Annotated in this window: 13 protein-coding genes; 5 read left to right on the top strand and 8 right to left on the bottom strand. The window is 67.6% G+C overall.

Annotation, left to right across the window (positions count from 1 at the left end):
- Positions 1-113: 113 nt before the first annotated feature.
- On the bottom strand, positions 114-1,271 hold the full coding sequence (locus tag HNP47_RS10935; protein WP_184279573.1) for an acyltransferase: 1,158 nt from the start codon (positions 1,269-1,271) through the stop codon (positions 114-116).
- A gap of 64 nt (positions 1,272-1,335) precedes the next feature.
- Positions 1,336-1,920, bottom strand: a complete 585-nt coding sequence (gene folE / locus HNP47_RS10930) for a GTP cyclohydrolase I FolE (protein WP_017505640.1) — start codon at positions 1,918-1,920, stop codon at positions 1,336-1,338.
- A 298-nt stretch (positions 1,921-2,218) separates the two neighbouring features.
- Between folE and fliQ the strand changes: the two genes are divergently transcribed.
- Genes fliQ through cckA form a run of 4 tightly spaced genes read left to right on the top strand, consistent with a single transcriptional unit; the run spans position 2,219 to position 6,427 of the window.
- Positions 2,219-2,482 carry a flagellar biosynthesis protein FliQ gene (gene fliQ, locus HNP47_RS10925; protein ID WP_017505641.1) on the top strand — a complete coding sequence of 88 codons (264 nt, stop codon included), beginning with the start codon at positions 2,219-2,221 and terminating at the stop codon, positions 2,480-2,482.
- Complete coding sequence (fliR, locus tag HNP47_RS10920; protein WP_184279572.1) at positions 2,482-3,255, top strand: flagellar biosynthetic protein FliR; 774 nt, start codon at positions 2,482-2,484, stop codon at positions 3,253-3,255. Before fliQ ends, fliR begins: the two co-directional genes overlap by 1 nt.
- Positions 3,248-4,324 carry a flagellar biosynthesis protein FlhB gene (flhB, locus tag HNP47_RS10915; protein ID WP_055753861.1) on the top strand — a complete coding sequence of 359 codons (1,077 nt, stop codon included), beginning with the start codon at positions 3,248-3,250 and terminating at the stop codon, positions 4,322-4,324. The genes fliR and flhB overlap by 8 nt, the downstream gene beginning before the upstream one ends.
- Positions 4,325-4,375: 51 nt before the next feature.
- The gene (gene cckA, locus HNP47_RS10910; protein ID WP_184279571.1) at positions 4,376-6,427 is read left to right on the top strand and encodes a cell cycle histidine kinase CckA; all 2,052 of its coding nucleotides are present in this window, start codon (positions 4,376-4,378) and stop codon (positions 6,425-6,427) included.
- Between the two features lie 21 nt (positions 6,428-6,448).
- Here cckA and HNP47_RS10905 read toward each other — a convergent pair whose 3' ends face one another.
- The 3 genes from HNP47_RS10905 to chpT all read right to left on the bottom strand — a co-directional run bounded on the left by HNP47_RS10905 (position 6,449) and on the right by chpT (position 8,401).
- On the bottom strand, positions 6,449-7,264 hold the full coding sequence (locus HNP47_RS10905; protein WP_184279570.1) for a protein-glutamate O-methyltransferase CheR: 816 nt from the start codon (positions 7,262-7,264) through the stop codon (positions 6,449-6,451).
- Positions 7,261-7,638 (bottom strand): response regulator, encoded by a 378-nt coding sequence (locus tag HNP47_RS10900; RefSeq protein WP_017505646.1) that lies wholly within the window; start codon positions 7,636-7,638, stop codon positions 7,261-7,263. The genes HNP47_RS10905 and HNP47_RS10900 overlap by 4 nt, the downstream gene beginning before the upstream one ends.
- 91 nt (positions 7,639-7,729) lie before the next feature.
- On the bottom strand, positions 7,730-8,401 hold the full coding sequence (chpT, locus tag HNP47_RS10895; protein ID WP_184279569.1) for a histidine phosphotransferase ChpT: 672 nt from the start codon (positions 8,399-8,401) through the stop codon (positions 7,730-7,732).
- Positions 8,402-8,497: 96 nt separating this feature from the next.
- Between chpT and cysQ the strand changes: the two genes are divergently transcribed.
- A complete protein-coding gene (cysQ, locus tag HNP47_RS10890) occupies positions 8,498-9,325 on the top strand; it encodes a 3'(2'),5'-bisphosphate nucleotidase CysQ (protein WP_184279568.1) in 828 nt (275 codons plus the stop codon).
- A 3-nt stretch (positions 9,326-9,328) separates the two neighbouring features.
- Here cysQ and HNP47_RS10885 read toward each other — a convergent pair whose 3' ends face one another.
- The 3 genes from HNP47_RS10885 to HNP47_RS10875 all read right to left on the bottom strand — a co-directional run bounded on the left by HNP47_RS10885 (position 9,329) and on the right by HNP47_RS10875 (position 12,693).
- The gene (locus HNP47_RS10885; RefSeq protein ID WP_184279567.1) at positions 9,329-10,543 is read right to left on the bottom strand and encodes a hypothetical protein; all 1,215 of its coding nucleotides are present in this window, start codon (positions 10,541-10,543) and stop codon (positions 9,329-9,331) included.
- 106 nt (positions 10,544-10,649) lie between these two features.
- On the bottom strand, positions 10,650-10,994 hold the full coding sequence (locus HNP47_RS10880) for a hypothetical protein (RefSeq protein WP_184279566.1): 345 nt from the start codon (positions 10,992-10,994) through the stop codon (positions 10,650-10,652).
- Between the two features lie 55 nt (positions 10,995-11,049).
- Positions 11,050-12,693 (bottom strand): peptide chain release factor 3, encoded by a 1,644-nt coding sequence (locus tag HNP47_RS10875; protein ID WP_184279565.1) that lies wholly within the window; start codon positions 12,691-12,693, stop codon positions 11,050-11,052.
- Between the last annotated feature and the right edge of the window lie 11 nt (positions 12,694-12,704).

Raw genomic sequence — 12,704 nt, 5'->3', positions numbered from 1 at the left:
ATCGGCCGTTCTGCGCATCCCTGCGGATACGTGGACGCCAACATTGACCGAGAGGGAGGCGACTGGAGAGAGCGACTTTGGTCGAGGATCGCCGATAGGCAAAGGCCGGTCGATCAGCCGTCGATGGAGATGATCGGGCCCAGTTTGGGCTGGACCGTGCCGCGACGGACGCTGCGACGCTTCAGCCAGCTGCGGATGCGGGTCTGGATCGGATTGTCGATGGCGAAGTGGAAGGCGAAGGCGAAGGCGACAGCCGCCGCAACGCCCAGGCCCCACAGGCCCCATTGGGCGGCGAGGGGCAGAAAGATGCGGGCCTCCACGGCGTTGACCACGCCGAACCAGACGATGCGGATCACCTCGTTGGAGATGAACATGGAGAAGGAGACCATGGCGGCCGTCTCGACCAGTTTGGAGGGCTTCTTCACCGGCACGGCGCCGGCGGCCAGGATGATGATCGAGATCAGGGCCAGGGCGGCCAGGGCGTGCTTGTCGTGAAGCTCAAGCGCGAAGAAGCCGACGGCGGCCAGGACGCCGGCCCAGCCGGCCAGGCGCGGCGCGATCCAGACCTTCTGGGCGAACCAGGCCAGGCACATCCCCAGGAAGAACAGCGGCAGGGCGCGGATGATGCCGTAGCGCATGGGCATCTGATAGACGGGGTAGCCCAGGAAGTGCCAGCACAGCTGGTTGGCGACCAGATAGACGCCGACGCCCATGGCCAGCGCCGACCACGGACCCAGGCGCATCAGGCCGCGAATGATCCAGGGGAAGGCCAGGTAGCAGCCGATCAGGGCCGAGATCGACCATGTCGGGGCGTTCCAGCCCAGGCCGCCATAGACGCCATAGGACTGAAGCAGCAGCAGCTGGGCGGGCAGCTGGTCCCAGGCGAACCATTCGGGATTGCGGGGCGGGACGCCGGCGGCGGTGGCCAGCAGCACGAAACCGACCAGCGACAGGCCCATGATCAGGTGGGCGGGCACGACGCGCAGGAACCGCTTGAGGAAGAAGTCGCCCGGCGACAGCCGGCCCTTGTCCACTGCCGCGCCATAGACGCGCATCAGCACATAGCCGCTGTCGATCAGGAAGAAGTTGGTCAGCAGGAAGCCGCCGCGCTCGAAGATCGGATTGATCACGTGCGCCAGGGGCGCCGGCCCTGCGGCCTGGAAGTGATGCAGGATGATCAGGAAGGCCACGATGAAACGCAGAGCGTCCAGCCAGCCGCCGCGCGCGATCTGAACTGTCTCATTGCGGGTCGAAATCACGGACCAGGGCATCGTTGGAGCCTCCTTCCGCCGTCTCGCCGCAAGAGCCGCGCCAGATCGCGCGATTGGGGAAATCCTAGCCTCGGACCAGTCGCAGGAACTCTTCGCGGGTGCGGGGGTCGTCGCGGACGACGCCGATCAGGTGGCTGGTCGACAGGCTGGCGCCCGGCGCATTGACGCCGCGCAGGGTCATGCAGCTGTGCTCGGCCTCGATGACCACGCCGACGCCGTGGGGGCGCAGGACGGTCTGGATGGCCTCGGCGATCTCGGAGGTCATCTTCTCCTGGATCTGCAGGCGCCGCGCGAAGCCGCGCACGACCCGGGCCAGTTTGGAGATGCCGACGACGCGGTCCGTCGGCAGATAGGCGACGTGCGCCTTGCCCACGACCGGCAGCATGTGGTGCTCGCAGAAGCTGACGAAGCGGATGTCCTTCAGCACGACCAACTGGTCGTAGCCGCCGGTCTCCTCGAACGTCTTCTCGAGATAGGAGAGCGGATCGACCTCATAGCCCTGGAAAAGCTCGCGGTAGCTCTTGGCGACGCGGGCGGGGGTTTCCAGCAGACCTTCGCGGTCCGGGTTGTCGCCGGCCCATTCGATCAGGGTGCGGACGGCGGCTTCGGCGTCGGCCTGGGAGACTTTGGAGGCGGGGGCGTCGGTCATGGCGGCCTAGATAGCGGAGCGCTTGAGGGAAGGGGAGAGGGCGAGCCGTCCCATTACGAGGCGGACGCGCGTTCAGACGGTGGAGTCGGAAAAAGAGAGTCTAATTCGTCTAATTCGTCTGAAATCGAATGGCTGGCGCTCCCCAAGGCGAAGGCGGGGAAGTCGGCATGGAAGCGGCGCCGTTCAAGGCCGCACGCGAGATTTTTCCGTGGTCAGGTCTGGACGAAGACGCGTCTGGTTAGCGGCCTGTTAACCATCCTGTCGGCATTTTCTGCCCAGTAGTTTCTGGAGTGGGCCGATGAACGGCGCGGAAGTTCTGGACGTTGGGCGCGACGCCATCTGGCTGACGATCCAGCTTTGCCTGCCGGTGCTGCTGGTCGGTCTGGTCGTCGGTGTGGTGATCGGCCTGTTTCAGGCCCTAACGCAGATCCAGGAACAGACCCTGATCTATGCGCCCAAGATCATCGCCATCTTCGTTTCGCTGATCCTGTTCCTGCCGCTGATGGGCGCCCTGTTGGGCGGCTTCATGCGCCAGATCGCGGCCCGCATCGCGGGGATGTAGTGGACGCTTATGCGACCGCTGATCAGGTCTGGGCCGGGGGGCTGATCTTCGCCCGGATCGCAGCGATCCTGATGCTGATCCCCGGCTTTGGCGAGGCCTATGTGCCCCCGCGCGTGCGACTGTCGCTGGCCCTGGTCATCAGTCTGGCGCTGTGGCCGGTGGTGCGCGGTTCGCTGCCGGGCCTGCCGGACAGCATGGGGCTGATGGTCGGGTGGATCATCCGCGAGGTGGTCGTCGGCCTGATGATCGGCCTTCTGCTGCGCATGTTCATGAGCGCCCTGGCGACGGCGGGCGAGATCGTGTCGTTGCAGACGACGCTCAGCTTCGCCCAGACCGCCAATCCGATGCAGGCCCAACCCGGTTCGACCATCGCCGCCTTTCTGGCCCTGTTGGGAGTGACGCTGCTGTTCGCCACCGACACCCACCACCTGTTCATCGCCGGCATGGTGGGCTCGTATCGGCTGATCTCGCAGGCCCAGCCGCTGATGATGGCCGACTTCACCCAGATGGCCGTGCGGACCTTGGGCGACAGCTTCCTGCTGGGCGTGCAGTTGTCGGCGCCGGTGCTGGTCTTCGCCTTGATCTTCAACCTGGCGTCCGGCCTGGTGGCGCGGGTCATGCCGTCGTTCCAGGTCTATTTCGCCGCTGCGCCCTTGAGCGTCATCCTGGGCCTGTCGATCTTCGCCCTGAGCCTGGGTGCGCTCGGCACCCTCTTCATCGACCGCTACCGCCGTCTGGCGGAGTATTTCGTGCTGGGAGGCCCCGGTGGCTGAAGGCGCGGATCCCGAGTCGAAAACCGAAGAGGCGACCCCGCGAAAGCTTGAGGACGCCCGAAAGAAGGGCGATGCGGCCAAGTCGCCCGACGTCGCCCAGGTGCTGTCGCTGGCGGGGGCGGCGGCGGTGATCCTGATGGGGGGCGGCTGGTTCGCCTCGTCCATCGCCGAACAGATGCTGCCCTTCATCGCCGCCCCGCACGAGATGCTGGGGGTGCTGAACTCGGGCGCGGGCAACCAGATCATGGTGCGCGCCGTCTGGGCCGTGGCGCCCTTTTTGGGAGCCGTCATGCTGGCGACCATCCTGGGCGGAGTCGGGGGCAATGTCGCCCAGTCAGGCCTGATCTTCACCGCCGAAAAGCTGAAGCCCAAATGGTCGGCGGTCAGTCCGATGCAGGGGTTCAAACGCATCTTCGGCCCCGACGGCCTGGCGCAGTTCGTCAAGACCTTCCTGAAGCTGATCGCCGTGTGCGCGGTGTGCTGGATGGTGTTGAAGCCGCACCTGCGCGAGTTCGAGAACATGGCCTCGATCAGCCCGCTGGCGATCCTGCCGCTGGCGCGCGACATGGCCATCTCGCTGTTCGTGGCCTCGATCATCCTGCTGGGCGCCACGGCCGGGGCCGACTTCATCTGGCAGAAGATGCGCTTCGCCAAGCGGATGCGGATGACCAAGGAAGAGCTGAAGGAAGACTTCAAACAGTCCGAAGGCGACCCGCACATCAAGGCCAAGCTGAAGCAGATCCGCATGCAGCGCAGCCGTCAGCGGATGATGGCCAATGTGCCCAAGGCCACCGTCATCGTGACCAACCCGACCCACTATTCGGTCGCCCTGCGCTATGAGCCGGATCAGGGCGACGGGGCGCCGATCTGCGTGGCCAAGGGCGTCGACGCCCTGGCCCTGCGCATCCGCGAAGTGGCGACGGAGCACGGCGTGCCGATCGTCGAGAATGTGCCGTTGGCGCGCGCCCTGTACGCCACCGTCGAGGTGGACGAGGTCATTCCGCGCGAACATTTCGACGCCGCCGCCAAGATCATCGGCTTCGTCTTCCAGTCCCGTAAGCGCCGGTAAGGCTGCGTCAGGATTTGGGCGTATGATCGCAACACTGATTCGCGAGGCTGTATGACGTCCACCCGCCGCCCTTCGTTCGACCTGTTGTCCGGCGTGATGGCGTTCGGCGTCGTGGCGGCGATTGCGGCGCTGGCCTATCCGGCGTTTCGCGCCAACCCGACCTCGGCGCCGGGACTGGTGCTGATTCTGACCGTGGGCGCGATCGCCCTGATCGGTCTTTTCGGCTTCCGCCGGGCGGCGGACGCTAAGCCGAGCAGCGATGCGGCCATCGAGGTGTTGGACGCCATGGCCGAACCGGCGGCGCTGGTCTGGGATTCAGGACAGATCCTGGCCTTCAACGCCGCCTGGTCCGAGGCCAATGGGGCGACCGGCGCCCTGCCGCGCGGCAAGTCGGCCCAGGCGCTGTACATGGCCTTCGCCCAGGCGCGCAAAGGCGAGCCGGGCCGCGCCATCGTCATGATCGGACAGCGCGAGGTCGAGGTCGTCATCGGCCAGATCGGCGATGGAAAGACGGGCGAGGGCAGGTTCCTGATGCGCGCGGCGCCGGACGCCGTCCTGCCCATCGCCGCCGCGCCCGTTCACACGCCCGCCGCCGCGGCGACCGGCGAGGCGCGAGCCATGGCGGCCGGGGCGCCGTTCGGCTCGGCCGTGATCGGCGGCGACGACCTGTTTTCCGGCCGGGCGGAAGAGGCCAATCCGGCGCTGGCGGTTCTGACCGGACCGGGGGCGGCGCGCGATGCGGCCTTTGGGCATCTGTTCGATCCGGGCGGCATCGCCGAGGCGCGGCTGAAGCTGGCGGGCGGATCGTCGGGGCCGATCGAACTGGTCGCGCGGGCCTATCCCGACAAGATGCTGCATCTGTATGTGGCGCCCGAGGGCGACAGGCGGCGCATCTGGCTGTTCGACGTCTCGGGCCAGAAGTCGATGGAGCTTCAGCTCAACCAGGCCCAGAAGATGCAGGCCGTGGGCCAACTGGCCGGGGGCGTCGCGCACGACTTCAACAATCTGCTGACGGCGATCCAGCTTCAGCTGTCGGGTCTTTTGGAACGGCACCCGGTGGGCGATCCCTCCTACGAGGGGCTGAACGAGATCCGCCAGACGGCCATCCGCGCGGCCGATCTGGTGCGCAAGCTGCTGGCTTTCTCGCGCAAGTCGACGGTGCGGCGCGAGCGGCTGGACCTGGGTGAACTGGTGGGCGAGTTCGCCATCCTGCTGCGGCGGCTGCTGCGCGAGGACGTGCGGCTGGAGACCGACTACGGCCGCGATCTGCCGGTCGTGCTGGCCGACAAGTCTCAGCTGGAGACGGCGGTGATGAACCTGGCCGTCAATGCGCGCGACGCCATGCGCGGCGTGGTCGAGCCGGGCGCCGGCGTCGTCACCATCGCCACGCGCCGCCTGACGGGCGACGAGGCGCGGGGCCTGGGCTGGGCCGATGCGCCGACGGATGAGGTGGCCCTGATCGAGGTGTCGGACACCGGACCCGGCGTGCCGCCCGAACTGGCGGACAAGATCTTTGAACCCTTCTTCACCACCAAGGCGGTGAACGAGGGGACCGGCATGGGTCTGGCCACCGTCTATGGCATCGTGCAGCAGGCGGGCGGCCACATCACCGTCAGCAATATCGAAGGCGCAGGCGCCGCCTTCCGCATCTTCCTGCCGGCGGCGGGCGAGGCGGAGCTGGCCGAGGTTCAGCCGGTCGAGGTCAAGGCCAAGGCGCCGCGCGACCTGTCGGGCGCCGGCCGCATCCTGTTCGTCGAGGACGAGGACGCCGTGCGCGGCATCGCCGCCCGGCTGCTGCGCCAGCGGGGCTATGAGGTCATAGAGGCCGCCGACGGCGAGGAGGCCCTGCTGCTAGCCGAGGAACACGCCGGCCAGATCGACATGATGATCTCCGACGTCATCATGCCGGGGCTGGACGGCCCGTCCTTGCTGAAGAAGGCGCGCAAATATCTCGGCGACGCGCCGGTCATGTTCATCTCGGGCTATGCCGAGAGCGACTTCTCGGACCTGTTGCAAGACGAGACGGGCGTATCCTTCCTGCCCAAGCCGCTGGACATCAAGACGCTGGCGGAGCGGGTGAAGCAGGAGCTGCACGCGGGCTGATCGCCCGCATGAAGGGCGGGGTCAGGCGGCGCGGCGAAGCGCGGATGGCGCCTTTACATACAGGCCCCGGCGGCCATTCACGGCGCGGAAGGCGACCGTCTCGCCTTCAAGACTTTCGTCCACGCCCAGAAGCAGGCAGCCGTCATCGACGAGGCGGCGCTCCAGTCCGTCGAGCAGACGCGCCCGGCGCGACGGGTCCATATCGGCCATCACATTGCGGCAGAAGATGACGTCGAAACGGGCGTCATCGGTCGGTTCGTCCAGCAGGTTGGCGCGACCGAAACGCACGGCGTCAGCCAGTTCGGCCTTGACGATCCACTGGTCTTCTCGCGGTTCGAACCAGCGCAGCATAGTCTTGGCCGTAAGCCCGCGCTGGATTTCGAAGCCGGTATAGAGGCCCGAGCGCGCCTTCTCGATCGCGCGCTGCGACAGGTCGGTGGCGACCAGATCGACATCGACACCGATCTCCCTGGCCGTCATGGCGATGGACCAGGCCTCCTGGCCGGTCGAGCAGCCGGCCGACCAGATCTTGATCCGCCCGTCGGGCCGCGCCTTGGACAGGGCCGGCAGAAGTTCGGTTTCGAGAATGCGGAAGGGCGTGCGGTCGCGGCGGAACCAGGTCTCGGCGTTCAGCAGAGCCTCGATGACCGACCAGGCCAGCGAGGCGACCGGATTGGCCCACAGGTTCGTCAGCAGAGCCTCGACATTGGCGTAGCCTTCGCGCCGCGCGATCGGACCCAGCCGGTGTTCGGCCAGGTGAATGCGATCCCGCGACAGCCGATAGCCGGCGCGGGTGGCGAGAAGGGACTGCAGCTTGTCGAAGTCCTCAGGCGTCATGCGGCGATCGCTCCGACCTCCGTCAGCTTGGACTGCAGGATTTCGCCGTCGAACGGCTTCATCACATAGTCGTCGGCGCCGGCGGCCAGAGCTTCGGCGATCCGCTCGGGGCGGGTCTCGATCGTGCAGAACAGCACCTTGGGTTGCTTGCCGCCCGGCATGGCGCGCAGGCGACGCAGGAAGGTGATGCCGTCCATCACGGGCATGTTCCAGTCCACCAGCAGCACGTCGGGCATGGCGCCGGTGCAATAGGCCAGGGCCTCGGAGCCGTCCGCCGCCTCATCGACCTCATAGCCCAGGCCCTCGACGATGCGACGCGCAACCTTGCGGATGATGCGGCTGTCGTCGACGATCAGGCAGGTTCGGAAGTCCAAGGTCGATCCCTCAATGGCACGACGGCTTTCGCCCGTGGCGCATGGACTGCTTTTATCTCAAACGCCAGTTAATGAGTCGTTTGGAAACGCCTCAGGCGGGCATTCGCGCGACCAGTGCGACCTTTCCGTCTTCAACCTTAACGCGTAGAGCGCCGCCTGCCTCGTTCACGGTCAGCCACAGCCAGTAGGGCTGGATCCACTGGCCGGCCAGGCCGTCGACCAGGCGTTCGCCAGCCAGACCCGTGACGGCCTCCGGCTTCAGCCGGGCGCGGGCGCCCTCAGCGAAGCCTTCCAGATAGAGCAGGCCGTTTTCCACCCGCGACTGAATGGTCGCGACGCCGCCCATCGGCAGGGCGCCGACGGTTAGATAGGCAAGGTTGGTCAGGGCGCGGGCCTGGGGCTTGGTGAACTCGCCGTCGACGATCCGCCAGTCCACCGAGGCGCGGCCGCCCTGGACCATGCCGGACACCAGGCCTTCGATCTCGCGGGCGGTGAACTTCTCGCTAGTGGTGGCGGCGCCGAAGGCGACGCGGGCGAAGTGAACCAGGGCGACCATCTTCCTGGCGCTTTGCTCGATCAGGGCCAGGGCATCGTCGCGCATGTCCTGAGCCGTCGGGTCCTGCATCAGGTCCAGGCCCGAGACGATGGCGCCCGACGGACTGATGAAGTCATGGCACAGCTTGGCCGCGATGTAGGTCGCCAGCTCCGTCCCATCGACCGGAAGGTCCAGCGGAGCGGCGTCTGTGTCGTGGGGGGAGGTCATGATGTCTGGCGCGCTCAGGTCACAGTTCGTGTCGCGCGCGAAGTTGGAGTGATTTGCCGGTTCATGGAACCGCCCGGATGGTCTATCGACCCGCCAATGACGACCTCTTTGACACCTGCTCTTGAGCGCGATCTGACGTCCGGCGCGCTGTCCCTGGCCATCGCCGAGATCGCAGAGGAGGCCGCGCGGCTGATCCTGCCCTATTGGCGCGCAGGCACGGCGGTCGAGACCAAGTCCGACGACAGCCCGGTGACGCAAGCCGACCGGGCGGCCGAGGCCCTGATCCTGGAGCGGCTGGCGGCCCTGTATCCGGGCGTGCAGACGGTGGCGGAGGAAGCCGTCTCGGCCGACGGCGCGCCTGAGACCGCCGAGGACTGGTTCTGGCTGATCGACCCGCTGGACGGCACGCGCGGCTTCGTGCGCGGCGGCGAGGCCTTCACCGTCAATATCGCCCTGATCCATGACGGCTATCCGGTCGCTGGCGTGGTTACGGCGCCGGCGACGGCGACGACCTGGCGCACCGACAAGCCCGAGGGCGGCGCCTTCCGGCGTCAGTTCGGCGCCCTGCAGGCCGGCGAGGCCCATGCGGGCGAAGACTGGCGCCCGATCCGGGTGCGCGATCGGCCGCAGGAAGGCATGGCCCTGCTGAGCCATAGCGTCACCGACGAAGAGGCGACGCGTCTGGCCGCCCGTCACGGCTGCTCGCGCTGGCAGGGGACGGATTCGTCGCTGAAATTCTGCCTGATCGCCGAGGGGCGGTTCGATGCCTATCCGCGCACGGGCCCGACCTCGGAATGGGATACTGCAGCAGGCCAGGCGGTGCTGGAAGCCGCCGGCGGGCGGGTGCTGGCCGATGACGGGCAGCGGATGGCCTATGGCAAGACGCGGTTCCTGAACGGCGCCTTTGTCGCCATGGGCGGCTGAGGTCTAGGGCCCCAGAAGCGCCTCGGCGCGGTCGGCCAGGGCGTCGACGCCCATTTCCCGCGCGGTCATCGCCGCCTCGCCCAGGATCAGACCCAGGTCGGTCGGGACGACGCCGCCCAGACGATGACGGGCCAGCATGATCTCGGCCATGCCGATCTGATCGGCGGCCCAGTCGAGCGGCGTCGCGGTCGCCATGCGCGCCCGCAACCGGGTTTCCAGCGTCATCAGGGCGGTCAGGTTCTTGACCGCCTCGGCCAGGGCCACTTCACGCGTGATGCGGCGCTCGCGCGCCAGGGCGCCGATGATCAGTTCGCCGCCCTGCGTCAGGGTTTCCGCCTGGGTCAGCAGCATCAGCGGCTGGGCGTCGTCGCCGACACGCAGCACCTGGATCGCGGCCCAGTCCAGGGGGCTGTGATCCGGCGTGAACTGATCAGCGGCGGCGTCGAACATGATCCGCCCCTGGTTACGCGCCTCGTCATGCCCCGCAATGGCGGCCAGGGCCGACAGACCGGCGCCGCACAGGGCCAGGGCGCGGGCGCGGGTCAGGGGGCGATGGTCGGGCGAGGCGGCCTCGACCAGGGCGCCCAGGTCGCGGCCGGCCTGATCCAGCAGATGCACGTCGCGCTGGACCACGCCCATTTCCAGCGACAGGGCCGCGCGATCCATACGCAGATCCATGTCCTCAGCGTCGTCTCTGCGCACCGCATCATCCATCAAGGCAGCCGCCTGATGAAGGCGGGCGATGTCGCCGCTCAGCCGGGCCGTGCGGACCGTCAGCCGCGCGTGAAGCGCGGCCATGTCGACGGCGATGCGTCGGCTGCGCGGCTGTCCGACCGCCGAAAGGGTCGTCGCCGCGCGGTCCAGACGGGCGGGATCGCCGCACATATCAAAGCGCAGCATCAGGACCGCCGCCTTGGCCATGCCCGCTCGCGCGATCTGATCCTCGCCCACGGCTGAACGCGCCAGGCTGTCGGCGCAGCGTTCGGCCCGGTCCAGACTGTCGGCGGCGCCGGTGCGTCGGGCGTGTTCGCGCCACAGGGCGCAGGCGCGGTTCTCGGTCTCGAAGGGACGGGCGCAGGAGACGCGTCCGGCGTCCGTGGCCTCGCGTTTCGCCTCGGCGCGCAGCAGATCCGCGCCGATCAGTTCGACCCAGCCCAAGTCTTCGCTCTCTCGCGCCTGGGCGAAGAGTTTTCGAAGATCACGGCCGAATTCGAACATGCTGGACCTCGGTTATCCCGCTTCGGGACGCAGACTGCGTCACCTGCGGCGTCCAATGCAAACGCAGCGCCGGGAATGCGGTTCGGCTTGGCCTTAAGCCGGCGACCTAGTCGAGTTTCGGCGTCTTCTGCTGGCAGCGTTGCAGGTTGGCGCGCGCCTCGGGCGCATCGGCGTTGAGCTGACGCACTGCGGCGATGCGCGCGCGGGTCTGATCGGCCTCTGCGGCCGGCGCCGCCTTGCCCGCCGCCGTCGCGGCCTGCATGGCCGCAAGGGACCAGTAGAGCGCGGCGTCATACAGCCGCCGCCCCTGGGCGCTCTCGCCGCCTTCAAGCTCCGACGCGGCCTGGGTCAGGCCCGCACAGCGCACCGCCTCGTCATACGAAACCAGCCCCACGGAAGGGGCGGCCTGCAGCATTAAGACGGTGCTGGCGAAGGCGAGAAGCGTCGACATGACCTGAGAATGGCTCAGCCGCGTGACCAAAGGAAGTCGTTTGCGGCGCCTGGGCTTACCCGCGTTCCTTCGTCTTGGTGAAGGCGATCTTGGGGAAGCGTTCGCCGACATAGCCGGTTTCCCAGCTCGACTTGGCCAGGAAGACCGGGGCCTGGTCGATGTCGCGGGCCATCTGGGGGCGATATTTGCCGCTGAAGTCCTCGACGTCCGCGTCGGAACCCTCCGCGCCTGGAGCGATCCAGCGCGCTTCGGCGTAGGGGGAGGGTTCGAAGACGACGTCCAGGCCGTACTCCTCGCCCAGACGGTCGGCCATGACTTCGAACTGCAGCTGGCCCACGGCGCCGACGATGAAGTCCGAGCCGATTTCGGGACGGAAAAGCTGGGTCACGCCTTCCTCGGCCAGACCTTCCAGCGCCTTCTTCAGATGTTTGGCCTTCAGCGGATCCTTCACGCGAACCCGCTGCAGAATTTCCGGGGCGAAGTTAGGCAGGCCGGCGAAACGAACCACGCCGCTCTCTGACAGGCTGTCGCCGACGCGCAGCACGCCGTGGTTGGGAATGCCGATCACGTCGCCGGCGAAGGCGTCGTCAGCCAGTTCCCGATCCGAGGCGAAGAACATGATCGGCGCATTGACCGACAGCGACTTGCCGGTGTTCTGCACCTTCAGCTTCATGCCGCGCTTGAAGGCGCCCGACGCCATACGGAACATGGCGATCCGGTCGCGGTGGTTGGGGTCCATGTTCGCCTGGACCTTGAAGACGAAACCGGTGACCTCGTTCGATCCCGGCTCGACCTCGGTCTCGACGGGGGCCGGGGCGTTGCGGGTCTCGGGCGGCGATTCTTTCTTCGCCTTCATCACCTTGGGCGCCGGGGCCCAGTCGCCGATGGCCTTCAGCAGTTCGTCGATGCCGAAGTGGCGAAGCGCCGATCCCCACAGCACCGGCGTCATGTGACCCTCCAGGAAGGCTTGGCGGTCAAAGGCCGGATAGCCGCCCTCTACCAGTTCGACGGCCTCGGCGAGGTCAGCCTGCTCGCCCGCCTCGAAATACTGCGCCGCCTGATCCAGCGGCAGGGCGGGGGGGTGTTCGGGATCCTCGGCCGACCCGGCGACCTTGCGGGTATAGGGCTGGAACCGGCCGGTTCCGACCTCGACCATGCCGCGCAGGCGATTGCCGCTCTCGGCCGGCCACCAGATCGGGGCGGGGTCCAGCTGAAGGCGCGACGCGATGTCGTCCAGCAGGGCCATCGGGTCCTGGGCCTCGCGGTCCAGCTTGTTGATGAAGGTGATGATCGGAATGTCGCGCAGGCGGCAGACCTCGAACAGCTTCAGCGTCTGCGGCTCGATCCCCTTGGCGGCGTCGAGCACCATGATGGCGCAATCGGCGGCGGTCAGGGTGCGATAGGTGTCTTCGGAAAAGTCCTCGTGCCCGGGGGTATCGAGCAGGTTGAACATCTTGCCGTCGTGCTCGAACGTCATGACCGAGGCCGAGACCGAGATGCCCCGCTCCTTCTCGATCTTCATCCAGTCCGAACGGGTGCGCCGGTTCTCGCCGCGCGCCCGCACAGCGCCGGCCGCGCGAATGGCGCCGCCCGCCAGCAGGATGTGCTCGGTCAGGGTGGTCTTGCCCGCATCCGGGTGGGCGATGATGGCGAAGGTCCGGCGGCGCGCCGCTTCTTCAGGCAGGGTCAAGGAGGACATGGCGCGCGACT

The sequence above is a fragment of the Brevundimonas vesicularis genome (assembly GCF_014204545.1).
GTDB classification, from domain to species: Bacteria; Pseudomonadota; Alphaproteobacteria; order Caulobacterales; family Caulobacteraceae; genus Brevundimonas; species Brevundimonas vesicularis_B.
Note: the sequence above shows the minus strand (reverse complement) of the source record. Positions and strands in the feature narration are given on the sequence as shown.

Excerpts from the sequence above, each read along its gene's own strand:
- HNP47_RS10935 (WP_184279573.1), bottom strand. The coding sequence starts at position 1,271 with ATGCCCTGGTCCGTGATTTCGACCCGCAATGAGACAGTTCAGATCGCG.
- folE (WP_017505640.1), bottom strand. The coding sequence starts at position 1,920 with ATGACCGACGCCCCCGCCTCCAAAGTCTCCCAGGCCGACGCCGAAGCC.
- fliQ (WP_017505641.1), top strand. The coding sequence starts at position 2,219 with ATGAACGGCGCGGAAGTTCTGGACGTTGGGCGCGACGCCATCTGGCTG.
- cckA (WP_184279571.1), top strand. The coding sequence starts at position 4,376 with ATGACGTCCACCCGCCGCCCTTCGTTCGACCTGTTGTCCGGCGTGATG.
- HNP47_RS10905 (WP_184279570.1), bottom strand. The coding sequence starts at position 7,264 with ATGACGCCTGAGGACTTCGACAAGCTGCAGTCCCTTCTCGCCACCCGC.
- chpT (WP_184279569.1), bottom strand. The coding sequence starts at position 8,401 with ATGACCTCCCCCCACGACACAGACGCCGCTCCGCTGGACCTTCCGGTC.
- cysQ (WP_184279568.1), top strand. The coding sequence starts at position 8,498 with ATGACGACCTCTTTGACACCTGCTCTTGAGCGCGATCTGACGTCCGGC.
- HNP47_RS10885 (WP_184279567.1), bottom strand. The coding sequence starts at position 10,543 with ATGTTCGAATTCGGCCGTGATCTTCGAAAACTCTTCGCCCAGGCGCGA.
- HNP47_RS10880 (WP_184279566.1), bottom strand. The coding sequence starts at position 10,994 with ATGTCGACGCTTCTCGCCTTCGCCAGCACCGTCTTAATGCTGCAGGCC.
- HNP47_RS10875 (WP_184279565.1), bottom strand. The coding sequence starts at position 12,693 with ATGTCCTCCTTGACCCTGCCTGAAGAAGCGGCGCGCCGCCGGACCTTC.